General features: G+C 55.0%; 10 protein-coding genes. 5 read left to right on the top strand and 5 right to left on the bottom strand.

From position 1 onward, the window contains the following. Positions 1–66 precede the first annotated feature (66 nt). The 4 genes from Q0V31_RS01695 to Q0V31_RS01680 all read left to right on the top strand — a co-directional run bounded on the left by Q0V31_RS01695 (position 67) and on the right by Q0V31_RS01680 (position 2,755). Entirely contained in the window at positions 67–369 is a 303-nt protein-coding gene (locus tag Q0V31_RS01695) for a hypothetical protein (RefSeq protein WP_298183757.1), read from the top strand. Positions 370–432: 63 nt separating this feature from the next. Further along, entirely contained in the window at positions 433–1,374 is a 942-nt protein-coding gene (locus Q0V31_RS01690; RefSeq protein WP_298183755.1) for an endonuclease NucS domain-containing protein, read from the top strand. Between the two features lie 249 nt (positions 1,375–1,623). Then, positions 1,624–1,899, top strand: a complete 276-nt coding sequence (locus tag Q0V31_RS01685) for a hypothetical protein (RefSeq protein ID WP_298183753.1) — start codon at positions 1,624–1,626, stop codon at positions 1,897–1,899. Between the two features lie 28 nt (positions 1,900–1,927). Continuing rightward, positions 1,928–2,755 carry a hypothetical protein gene (locus Q0V31_RS01680; protein WP_298183751.1) on the top strand — a complete coding sequence of 276 codons (828 nt, stop codon included), beginning with the start codon at positions 1,928–1,930 and terminating at the stop codon, positions 2,753–2,755. Positions 2,756–2,938: 183 nt separating this feature from the next. Here Q0V31_RS01680 and Q0V31_RS01675 read toward each other — a convergent pair whose 3' ends face one another. The 3 genes from Q0V31_RS01675 to Q0V31_RS01665 all read right to left on the bottom strand — a co-directional run bounded on the left by Q0V31_RS01675 (position 2,939) and on the right by Q0V31_RS01665 (position 10,467). Then, positions 2,939–4,321 carry a DUF6035 family protein gene (locus Q0V31_RS01675; RefSeq protein ID WP_298183749.1) on the bottom strand — a complete coding sequence of 461 codons (1,383 nt, stop codon included), beginning with the start codon at positions 4,319–4,321 and terminating at the stop codon, positions 2,939–2,941. An 80-nt stretch (positions 4,322–4,401) separates the two neighbouring features. Continuing rightward, positions 4,402–9,279: a type ISP restriction/modification enzyme gene (locus Q0V31_RS01670; protein WP_298183747.1), complete on the bottom strand. Its 4,878-nt coding sequence runs from the start codon at positions 9,277–9,279 to the stop codon at positions 4,402–4,404. A gap of 204 nt (positions 9,280–9,483) precedes the next feature. Continuing rightward, on the bottom strand, positions 9,484–10,467 hold the full coding sequence (locus tag Q0V31_RS01665; protein WP_298183739.1) for a hypothetical protein: 984 nt from the start codon (positions 10,465–10,467) through the stop codon (positions 9,484–9,486). A 220-nt stretch (positions 10,468–10,687) separates the two neighbouring features. Between Q0V31_RS01665 and Q0V31_RS01660 the strand changes: the two genes are divergently transcribed. Then, a complete protein-coding gene (locus Q0V31_RS01660; RefSeq protein ID WP_298183737.1) occupies positions 10,688–10,933 on the top strand; it encodes a helix-turn-helix transcriptional regulator in 246 nt (81 codons plus the stop codon). 9 nt (positions 10,934–10,942) lie between these two features. Here Q0V31_RS01660 and Q0V31_RS01655 read toward each other — a convergent pair whose 3' ends face one another. Further along, positions 10,943–11,113, bottom strand: a complete 171-nt coding sequence (locus Q0V31_RS01655) for a hypothetical protein (RefSeq protein WP_298183735.1) — start codon at positions 11,111–11,113, stop codon at positions 10,943–10,945. Next, positions 11,110–11,997, bottom strand: coding sequence for a hydrolase or metal-binding protein (locus Q0V31_RS01650; RefSeq protein WP_298183728.1), 888 nt, complete (start codon positions 11,995–11,997; stop codon positions 11,110–11,112). The genes Q0V31_RS01655 and Q0V31_RS01650 overlap by 4 nt, the downstream gene beginning before the upstream one ends. Positions 11,998–12,071: the final 74 nt, after the last annotated feature.

Here is a 12,071-nt window from a genome sequence, read left to right as displayed (position 1 = left end):
AAGCTGGCAGCTGAAACTCGATCGCGTTGGGCTTATAGTGCCCCTTCAATAAATTGAGGGGGTGTCATGGAAGTTAAGCCGATTGGTGAAGCCGTCTTTGAGGTGGCTGGTCAGACTTACCGCATTAGTGCGAGCGAGCTGAAGCAGCAAGGCATGGAGCAGAACAGCAACCGCAGTCATAAGTCTGGCACTGATGCGTGGTCAGTGTCCTTCACGGCAGAGCATGAGCTCGGTCAGTTTACTTGGCTTGTTTCTTACTCTTTGGGGGATGATGGTGCCAGCGTTGATGACTTCATGCTGGTGAAGCAACCTGCCGGTCTGGAGGTGGACAATCGGATACGTTTTGAACTGGTCGAAGACGACGAGTGATCTACTTGGCCACGCGCAGTGCGCACTTAGGCTGATCAATACTGCAGACATGGAAGCCGACGCATGACCCCTAATCGCAGTTACTACCGCATCATGGCCGGCGCTAAGTCGGTGTATGCGTCCGAGTGTTATCAGGGGGGATTCATTGCTGCTAACTGGAGCATTGACCAGGATCTGTCTGCCTGCTTGCCAGAGAGCTGGCGTGACTTTAATCACCAGTTTATTCCCGTGTACCTGCAGGCTAACCCAGAGAAGTCGAAGATCGCGGCCGGGCTGGCCTGTGGGATGCTGCATACCGTCTGCAAGGGAATGCGCAAGGGCGATATTGTCATGTGTCCCAATGGCTCTGGGCAGTACTACGTCGGCGAGGTGATCTCCGATTACTACTACGTACCGGCTGGGAATCTGTCCCATCGACGCAAGATCCGGTGGTTCGACAACGGCATCAGTCGCGATGAGATGAGCCAGCCGCTTAAAAACTCAACCGGCTCCATCGGCACCGTCAGCGATATCAGCAAGTATGCCGAAGAACTTGAGAGCCTACTGGCTGGCAAACAGCCGCCTGCGCTCATACACAGTGACCCCTCGGTGGAAGACCCCAGCGCATTTGCCCTGGAGAAGCACCTGGAAGACTTCCTGGTGGCTAACTGGGCGTTGACCGACCTGGGTAAGGACTTCGACATCTTCAGCGAGGAAGGTGAGCCGGTCGGTCGGCAATACCCGTCCGATACTGGACCCATCGATATTCTGGCTATCAGCAAGGACGGTAAGACCTTACTGGTGGTCGAACTCAAGCGTGGCCGTGCCAGTGATGTCGTGGTGGGGCAGATTCAGCGCTACATGGGGTACGTCAAAGCCGAGCTGGCAGAATCGTACCAGCAGGTGCGCGGTGTGATCATTGCCCTGGAGGATGACCTCCGTCTACGCCGTGCCCTGAGCGTTGCGAGCAATATCGAGTTCTACCGCTACAGAGTCAGCTTCAAGCTGTTCAAAGGCGAGGCATGACGTTAGCGTCTACTGTGCCGATTTTCATCGGCTAGGATGTTGGTGGCTGGAACTGCGATAAGAATCCTGCCAGTCGCGATGCTCTGGTGGCGTGCGATGCCTATCACCAACTGATGGCAGGCCCTGTGAACGGTGCGTTAACGTAGCGGGCAGACTTTTGCAGCGACGAGATGCACGTCGTATTCGTTGGAAAAAGTGTGAAATGGTGTACTTTGAAGGTATATTCCGTCGCCGCGCCACGAACTGGCCGTGAGTTACCTCAATGAAGAGGGCGTACAGATGAGCAAGCACAAGAAGTCTCTGATTCAGAAGCTAAAGGCTTACTATCAGGCCGCTGAGCGTGATGCAGCGAAGGCCGCGCCGTTCTACGTCACCGCTGATGGCGGACTATTTGCTAACCCGACTGAAGTCATTCAGTCTAGGAAGGTACGGGTTCAGCTTCAAGCCTTCGCTCATTTGCAGAACTCCACCAAGGTTGATAGCGAGACGCGCGCTTCTACCTCGGCAATAGTCACGCAATCTTAAATGAGGCCAGCCAAGGGATTGGCAGTAGATGCTTAAAGCAGCACTGGCGTTTGTGCCTCTATTGGCTGGCTATATTTTCGTATCAACCTGGTTTCAGACCAGTTACCTGATACAACGGGAAGATTCGCAGAAGGTCTATTTTAGAGCTGCCTTTTGGGGTATATGGCTCTTCCTGCTGGCTTTTGCCCTGCTGTCTTGGGCTCGTCCTGAACTCAAGCAAATCGTTGCCTTCCTGAACTCTTGGCATGAGCAGATTATCTTGACGGATGGTAAAGCTGCTTATGTCGACTTGATGTTCTGGCTCCTGGTACTTGCATCCACCCTCGGGCTTGGCATGACTGGTGGTTACATCCTCAACTGGATGTTTGCCTTGCTCAAGATTCCACGTAAAGAGATGCTGAGATTGTTTGTTCGGGCGGCTCGAAGGCGAGACACGAACTTCTTCTCAAGTATTTATGCCTACTCCAAGCGCGCCGCCGTCAAGAAAGCTATCCACGCGCTGAACTCTGATCTGGATATCGTCTTGCTTCGGGCGATGGAGGAAAACATGCCCGTGTCCATGACTTTGGGGCATGGCAAGGTTTATATCGGCTATGTGACAGGCTCCATTGAGCCAGGCGAGAAACGGGAGATGCTGCGGATACTGCCACTGGTGAGTGGCTACCGAGATGGCGATGCTATGAAGCTCAAGCTGACTACTTGGTACGTCTCGATCTATGAACAGTTCAACGACAAGAAGCTCTCGCATCTGCGCCCTGAGCTGTTTGAGGTCGTGCTTCCTTTGTCAGAGGTCAAGTCGGTCAACCTTTTCGACATTCAGGCCTACAACGCATTCCAGCAAGACCCCCAAGGTTAATACGGCTTCGGCTCAGGGCTTATGGCTACAAGCCTAAAGGCTGGGAGAAGAGGCGAGCCAAGCTTCCACAACGACGGTAGAGAGCGCTCCGGGGTTAATGGCTGTCTTTGCCCAGATACTGCTCCGCCTATTGCCAGCCAGCTTATGCACTGACTGTAGCAACTCAGTTTGGCTAGCCGGCAATCACCACTCTCTGACCCGAGCAAGCTGTTCGTTGATCTCAGGCACTAGAAAAGCGAAAAGCCGATCGTACTGCTGATCCCAGCGGTACGCTTCGTCGCGACTCTCTATGCCATGGCGAATCTCCTTTCGCCGCTTTGCCCATGTCCCCTTCCTGTCCTGCTCTTGTAGAGCAGCATTGTGATCGAATGCATCTAATGTCCAACCGAACGGCAGCAGGTACGCTTTGTACGAGTTGAACACTACGTTAGTTACTTCGATCAGGCGCTGGAGCCGATAGCCTATTGGTCGGCCATAGCGGGCGCTCAATATGATCGACACGACTCCATGAAAAGGATCTTCCCAGAAGTACGACTCGGGCAGTCGCACATCTGGTAGCACCTCTTTCATTCTGTCGCAGATACTCGTCCAAGCAACCTTTGCGTCGGGAGTGTCACTCGCCCCGTACTCGATCCAAAAATCGTGGAAAGCCTGGCGCAGGTTGTTCACGTCGAGCTCCTCTTCCAGTCTGGCCCGGTGTGATTGATAGTCGTGGAAGTACACCAATTGCCTATCAGGATCGATCGTGAGCTGGTCGAGGAAGACCTTCTCCATAACCCACTCATTCGCGATCATCTTTCCCTTGCGATGAGGTATCGCATACCAGCAATCCAGCGCCATGCGCTTTGCGTCGATCGACCGCCGCAACGTATCGTCATTCACCACAAACGCATTGAGGTTGTTGAGGTAGAAGATGTCCTCTTCTGCTGTGCGTGTTTGGGCCGGATCGAAGCCTTCGAACACCCAGATAATCGCCCCGCCATTAGCGCGATAAAACTCTCGCCGTCCAACGATCTCAGTCAGAAATGTGGTGGAGAGCTGAACCTCAAAGGCTAGGCGCTGGCCTACACGCTCGACCTGTACATCCGGTTTGCGCCAGGTTGCACGCTCGGCGACGGGCATTCCACGCCATACCTTCTCGACCTGTGGTTCACCGCAAGTGCTATCGGCAATCAGGCTGTCCCGAATGATTCCCTTCAATCGAAGGTGCGCCAGACTTTCCTTGGCGGCGTTGTATTTCATCTTGTTGATCTGATCGGCGCTGAACTCACCGCGAGTCGAGATCGGGCATCCTCGTGTGCCCTCTTCGTCGGTATGGTGACGAAAGTGGAACCTGCGATCCTTTTTGCGTACCAGCATTACTGCACCGCCACATAGCTGGCAAACCAGCCAGGGCTGCTCTGGATTGCGTTTGTAGCGGCCAGCCATTTCATTGCGGTCTTGCATGACAACAGCAAGGTCTCGGCTGAGAAATGTGCGAGGCTCTATCGGTATGCCAGTGTCGAGATCCAATATCTCGCTCAGTCGCATCTGGTCGGTGGGTTCAGCGTACTCGTAGGTGAACATTCCTTGTCCTGCAGAGGTTGTGCAAGGTAAGCCCCGAATCGAGGTTTACCTTTTGCCCGTAGTGGTTTGGTTGCGCAGTCTCAAATATCCAGTGGCGGCAGCGCCTTGACGATTTTCATTGTTTCCAGGCTGACGGTGACTACGCGCTGGAACAACTCGAGCGGGTATTTGGGGTTGCCCATGGTTTCGACGGCCCAGTCGTTGGCGTCGTTGACGATGCCGCTGGTCTTGTCGGTGCGCACGGCCTGGCGTTCCATCACCCAGTCCAGTGCGGCTTTGCCGTTGACCACATAGTCCCATGCCGCTTCGGGGATGCCCTTGAGGGTGATGCGGTGGTTGTAGATGACGATGGTCTTGTCGCCCTTCTTGGCGAACTTCATCTTCTCTACGTGGTAGTCAGCGTCGCTGAGCGTGCCCTTGGCCTCGATGGTTAGTGGATACGCCTCGACGGTTTCGTAGTTAAGGTGAAGGTCTGCCAGAGTGCGGCCGGCTTTGCTGAAGGCCCAGAAGTCGGCCGCTTTCTTCACTGCCGGAATGCGTGGCAACTCCTTGCTAAGATTATCGGCATAGCGTTCGCGGTAATCCTGCGAATGCAGTATTCCGTAGACGTAGTAAAACAGGTCTTCCTTACTGATCGGCTCGCCAGTGTAAGCTGCCTGGAAGTAGGCTAAGCCAGCGTCTGTGATGGCGTCGCGGCGGTGCAATCCGCCCTCTGCGGGCTCGGAAAACAGGTCGCTTTTTGAGGCTTGAGCGGCTTCGTCGTATAGATAGAGGGGGAAACACTGGCTGTTGTACTGAAATTTCATCTCTGAAATGCAGTTTGAAATCAGAACAGAGAATGGAGTGTTCTCCCCTCTGCCAGTCATACAAATCGTCAGGTTTTTAGTTTCGGCATCAGGGTAGATGCGCGGCATCTGGTACACCATTTCATTGAAGGTGCGGTTGAAGTAAACCCACTGCTTGGTGAACGGCCGATAGAGAGACGCCCTCAGCGATTTAGCTTGGTACACAAACAAACGGCTTTTGGCCAGCTCTTGTTTCAGAGCGCGTGTCCAGCTAATCCGCTCAGCGTTTGTGTCGATAAAGCCATCCAGCACCGCCTCGCGACCCTTTTTGTCTAAGTCCTGATGTGCATGATTAAATCGCTGCACTTCGGCGTTGTAGAAACTAATCATGCTGGTCATGTTGGCTTCCAGTTTGGCTTTGCCGGCGTTGTAGGCCCAAGCATCGCGTTGGGTTTTTACACCGCTGGAGTAGTTATCGAACAACGTCAGCGTGCTTTTGTCATCTTTGTCGCCCAACACGATGAACTGGCCGAAATTATCGTCACGCTGTTTTAACCAGTCTCCGTGCTCGTCTGGGGTGATCTGCTGCCATTCTTCAATACCGGCCACGCTGGTGTAGCCGGCGATCTTTTCCAGCTTTTCTTCGCGACTGAGGTAGTCGCCGATGTCGTGGAAATAAATCTGGCCATGAGCTTGCGCAGTGGGGTTTTTGACCAATAGCGAAATTGCAATCGGGGCACGACTACCACTGCCGAAGATCTTGCCGCCTTCCTTGCGCGAGGTTTCGCCGCTGGTGCGTTGGTTACCGCGCAGATGGAACACATAGAGGCTGGAGAACTCATCGACCAGACACTTGCGCAGTCCGTCTGTCGTGTTGGCTTCGACAAAACCTGCGTTGGTGACAAAGCCGAGGATGCCGGCGTTGCCGATACGGTCGCTGGCCCAGCGAATGGCGCGGATATAGCTGTCATAAAGTGAATTTTTGTTAGTTGCCTCCGAGCGTGCCCCGTAGGTATCACGGATGCGGGCATCTAGGCTTGGGTAGGGTACGTTAGCGTTATTGGCGTTGGCATCACCCTGGCCCACCGAATAAGGCGGATTACCCACAATAACCCGAATATCCAGCGCCTTCTGCCGCTTACGGCGGGCGCTGTTATCCACCAACAGGGCATCCACCAAATCATCCTTCTCATACATCTGAAAGGTATCGGTCAGACATATACCTTCGAACGGGGTGTACTCGTCGATCACTTCGCCGTGATAGGCTGCTTCGATATTGATGGCGGCAATGTAGTAAGCCAGCAGCACCAATTCATTGGCATGGATTTCGTTCTTGTATTTGTGCGGTAGTTCTTCCGGTTTAATCAGGCCCGACTGGATCAGGCGAGTGATAAAGGTTCCGGTGCCGGTGAATGGGTCGATGATGTGGACGCCCTTGCTGCCCAGGGTCTGCCCGAACTCCTGTTGCAGCAGATGGTTGACGCTGTGAAGGATGAAGTCCACGACCTCAACCGGGGTGTAAACGATGCCCAGGCGCTCGGTCATCTTAGGGAAGGCGTTGCGGAAGAACTTGTCGTACAGCTCGACAATGATCTTCTGCTTGCCCTGAGCGCTATCGATACCCGAGGCACGCTGCCGCACGCTGGCGTAGAACTTCTCCAGGGTGTCGGCTTCCTTGGCCAGATGATGCTCATGGAGCGCGTCTAGCACGGCTTGCATAGCCTTGGACATGGGGTTGTGACTGGCAAAACTGTACTCTTCGAACAGCGCATCGAACACTGGCTTGGTTACCAGGTGCTGGGCGAGCATTTCGACAATCTCGCCATCGCTGATGCTGTCGTTGAGGTCATCACGCAACTCGGCTGCAAAGGCGTTGAACGCGGTCTTTTCCTGAGTGTTTCCAGGGTTTTCTAAAATGCCCTGGATGCGGTCGATATGGGTGCGGGCAATCTTGGCGATGTCGTTGGCCCAGTCTTCCCAGTGATGGCGATTGCCGCACTTATCAACGATTTTGGCGTAGATGGCTTTTTCGATCTCACCTACTTCATAAGTCATATCTACTTGCTGGGTCATCTGGCCTGCGGCATCGTGGTTTTTGCTACCGATACCGAACTTGCCTTTGCCGGCCTGGCCGTTGCTCGTGCCGCTGGCTTTTTTCGCCTTCTTGTCGGCCTTGTCGGTGATGGCGATGACTTCCATCTTGCGCGGGTCTGAGCCGATCAGGTCGAGCTTGTTGACCATGGCGTCGAAGCTATCGTCGTGTGAACGCAGTGCCTGGAGTACTTGCCAGACCACTTTGTAGGTTTGGTTGTCGTTGAGTGCTTCGTGAGGCTCCATGCCGGCTGGAATGACTACGGGCAGCACGACATAGCCGCGCTTCTTACCCGGTGCGTTGCGCATCACCCGGCCTACCGATTGCACCACGTCCACTTGAGAGTTACGCGGGGTGAGGAAAAGCACGGCGTCCAACGCCGGTACGTCCACGCCCTCGGACAAGCAGCGCACGTTGCTGAGGATGCGACAGGTATTGGCCGGGGCTTCTTCCTTCAGCCAGTTAAGCTTGGTTTCCTTCTGGCTGGCATTCATGCCGCCATCGACGTGTTCGGCTTCACAGATGATGCGCGAGGCTTCGTCGATCTCTTCGGAATCCTGGTAAGCCTCCACCACCGATTGGAACATGCTGGCGATGTTGACGGAGCTGACCTTGTGCTTGGTGCCTTTGTAGTTGGGCGAGATGACCTGGCAGAAGGCGACAGCGCGCTTCATGGGTTGATCATCACCCACGAGGTTTTCTGCTAACCCTTGTTTGGCCAGCGCCTTCCAGCAGCCGACGATCTTGGCGGCGTCGTCTACCTTAAGTTGGTTGTCTTCGTCTTTTAGCAGCTCTTGAAGGCGGCGACTGATGACGCTCTCTTCAACGGTGAGCACGAGCACTTTGTAGTCGGTGAGTAGGCCACGCTGAACGGCCTCGGAGAAGTTGATTACGAACAGCTCTTTGCCGTACAGCGCCTCATCATCCATAGAGCACAGGGTGACTTCACCGGACTCAGCCTTGAGCTTGGCGTTGTCGCCATAGATGCGCGGCGTGGCGGTCATGTACAGGCGTTTGGCGGCGCGGATGTAGTCGGCATCATGGATGCGCACGAAGGTGCTTTCGTCATCGTCGTCGAAGGTTGCGCCAGTTGTACGGTGCGCTTCGTCGCAGATCACCAGGTCGAACGCTGCCAGGTCGTAATCGTGCTGGGCGCGGCTGATTACATCGATGGAGTGATAGGTGGAGAAGACCACGCTCATGTGCTCGGCATCGTGGCGCTTGAGCATTTCGGCGGCGAGGCGATCCGCCTTGGTAGTGGCTGGGTAGCGCAGTTCGTGGGTGAACACCTGCACGGTGTCTTCATCGGCCTTGCGCTTCTTGCCTACATCGCTGTCGGAGCAGACGGCAAAGCTGTGGAGCGGGGTTTCGCTTTCCTGCGTCCATTCGGTGAGGGTCTGCGAAAGCAGAGACAGGCTGGGCACCAGGAACAGCACACGCTTGCCCTTGCCAGCCAGGCGCTCGGCGATCTTCAAACTGGTGAAGGTCTTGCCCGTACCGCAGGCCATGATCAGCTTGCCGCGCTCGGCATCCTTGAGGCCGGCAGCGGTGGCATTCAGTGCGGTCTGCTGGTGATCGCGCAGCTGCTTACGCGCCTTGAGTGCAACGGCTTGGTTGGGCTGGTACTTGGCCCAGTCAATTTGGCTGTCTTCCAAGGCTTGCAGGTCGATCTTGTTGATCGAGAGCTGCTGGCCCTGCAAAGCATCTTCCGCGTGCTCGCTCCAGTTGTTAGTGGTGGCAACGATAATGCGGTGCGAGAACGGTGCTTTGCCCGAAGCGGTGAAGAAGCTGTCGATGTCCTTCTTCTGGACTTTGTAATCTTCGGCGTACAGCTTGCACTGGATGGCGTGGTACTCACCGGTACCTTGGGTGCGCGCTACCAGATCAATGCCCGCGTCCTTACCACTAAGACCCTGCTCCTTAGCCCATTCGGCATACGTCCACACCTTTTCGTACAGATCGCGATAGGTGGCTTCATTGCGCAGGTAGGTGCAAATCAGCTCTTCGAAGTAGGTACCTTTTTCGCGTTCGGTGACGGAGGCGTTGCGGTAGGTGTTGAGCAGGGCTGATAAGGCGGACATTGAGGATAAATTCCTTTTGAGTACGGCTGGTGCATCACGGGCACCAAATGACCGCAGTCTATCAATTAGCAGAAGTTCTGGGCGAGAACAGCAAGCCTTGAGTTGCTGCAACTGAAAGCAAAAAAATAAACAAACAAAGCAAAAGGGCCACAACCCCTGAGTGAGGTTATGGCCCTTCTTTAAAACGGTGATCAGGCAAGTTGCTTAGTACGAGGGCGGTAGGCCGCACTGTTCTTGCCACTCGTTGATTTGATCCATGATGATCATGGCCTCTTCGCCATTCTCCTTGCGGAAGTCGGTCTTTTTCTTCTCGTAGCAGGCTTCGCCAGTCAGCGTATTGCCTGCTGTCTCGCTTGAAGTCGAACTGACCTCAGCGTTGGCCGCCGCTGAAGGTAGAGCAGGCAGAATGCCTTGACGCCTGTAGTCCTCGACCTTGTAGTCGGCGAGGCCCAGAGCGTTACCGCTGTTGTCCTTACAAAACCCGCTTATTGGATCGCAGCGACTGCCGTCTGTGAAGATGGGGTCGCCATTGCTATAGCGCTCTCCCGCGTGGTTGTAGATAGGCACGTAGTCGAGTACCTGCTCAGCAGGGAGTTGGTAGCTCTGGCCTAGATAGGTCAGCACTCCGATATAAGCGGTCTTCGTGCGTGTGCTCAGTCCGGCGGCATACACAAGGCTGAAGTCGTAATGCCGATCAGCTTGGATGGCGGCTTTGAGCGCAGCAGGGGATAGCTGCTTCTTGATGGCTTGAGGTTTTCTCTGTGGTGCAACTCCCGCTGCTTGACCGTGGCTAGGGCCAGTGCCGTTTTGATAGGCCATTGCACTGCCATCGTTTGCTGCTCCTAGATACCAGCCTCGCGGAATGATGTAGTAGCCGTGAGGGGCGTTGCCGACAAACTCGCCCTGGAAGTGCGCACCAACTACCCCGCAGACATTATCCTTGCAGATTGCGCCGATGTACTTTGGAACGGTGGTCACGCGTTGCTGACCGTGCTCATCTGTGTAGATTGCTTGTTCCATTTGGGCCGTAAGGCGTGATGAGCCACTTCCCGGCTTGCCGGGAGTGCAGTTGTAATTGTTGAGTCCGCTTTCTTTGCTGAACAACTCGCAGGGCAGGTAAGTAACCTCAGCTTGCACCAGGCTGGCTGTCAGTGAGACCGCTGCAGCCAAAATCAGTCTGTATTTCATGAGATCAGTCCTATTTCTTGTATTTGACGACGATGCGGTTATCGATTGGGTACTTGGCAATTTCGTAGTCCGGGTTGATGTCTTCGTACTGGATCTTCTTCATGGTGATTCCTTTCGTGGCGTTAGAGGGTTTAGAGCGGGTCTTGAGGAATGACCCATTTTTACAAATGGGTCGTAAATACCGTGGTCGTTAAGGCAGCATAACGAAACGATTGGCGGCATGCCAAGAGTCTCCGTAAGCCAAGACAAAGACCAAAGCCTGGTTCGCCTGGGTGCAGCTGTACGTGCTCGTCGCACGCAGATGAACTATTCCCAAGAGACGCTGGCTGACGCAGCGGAAATTGATCGATCCCATATGGGCAAGATCGAGCGAGGAGAGCGCAACGTGACCTTCCTGAACATTGCGCGGATTGCGAAGGCTCTGGAGTGCAAGCCTTCGGATCTGCTCGTTGATGCGGGGCTATAGAGCCCTCGGTCATTTGGAAAGGTGTTGAAGCACGCGGGTGAATACCCAGCAGGCTAAGACCAGTGCGATAAGCAGCAAGGGAAAGCGCAGCAGCACAACGAGCACCAGCACGACGGTGCTGGTGCCTGTCAAAACCCCAAGGAAAATGAACAGGCAGGCCATGCAGCGCAGCAGAGTCATGGCTGCGCTACTCGTGCCTCCAGCTGATCCGGCAATGATTGACGGGCTGTTGGATTAGCAGTTGGTGCTGTGCGTTCGGGCTCCCCAGCAGGAAAGAACTCTTCGACAATGGCCCCGCTGTCTTCCTCGTTGTCTTCAAAGGCCCCATTGCTCAGCCCTTGCCGTGCGGCACAGTCCAGCGCTACCTGATCGAATCCCGCCGATTGACGGGACTCATCCAGTTGCCGAGCAGCCAGCAATGCCTCCTCCATGTTGATACCGTTGCGCACGGTGATGTCGGCATAGAAGATCGGCGTGCTATGACTCTGCCGAGTCGACTTCCCGCGTAGACGCAGCTCCAACGGCAGGCACGCCAACCGATTACCGGAGATGGCCTGGAAGTACTGCAGGCGTGCCGCTAGGGTGCGGATGCTATTAAAGCCGGTAGTGCGAAACACGAAGCTACCCAACAGATCCTCGTCGCCGATTACGACGTTGAGGCGGCCGTAGGGTTTGCAGGCACCGCCTTTGGCCAGCGTGCAGGCATCAGGTGAGGGGCAGGGCAGCGATTGAATGCCTTCTGCAGTCTGACGCTTGCAGGTCTCACCGTTGCCTACACAGGTCGGCCGTCCAGTTTGTCGATCAAACAAGCTGTACTCAGCCCGAAAGTTCAGATCAGGCTCATTGAATAGCAGGCGAATCGGGATGCTGCGCAGCTTCTCTTCCGGTGCTTTACGCAGCTCGTCATTCAGCGGGTGCAGCAGCCAGCCGTCCCGGCCTTGTACCTGCGAGGTGATGGTGAATTGGTCGTCCTTCTCCGGTAGGCGTTTGCCGTTCTTCTCGACAACCTTGCCGATGGAAATTCTGCCCAAAACAGGCGGAGTTATGGCGAGACCTTTGAGCATGGTAATTCTCCTTAAACTAAGTTCCCCATAACCAGCTGGGCACGCGGACGTGCCCGACTAGTGGGGGTGGAAAA

Origin of the sequence: uncultured Pseudomonas sp., assembly GCF_943846705.1 — a bacterium.
Lineage (GTDB): Bacteria > Pseudomonadota > Gammaproteobacteria > Pseudomonadales > Pseudomonadaceae > Aquipseudomonas.
Note: the sequence above shows the minus strand (reverse complement) of the source record. Positions and strands in the feature narration are given on the sequence as shown.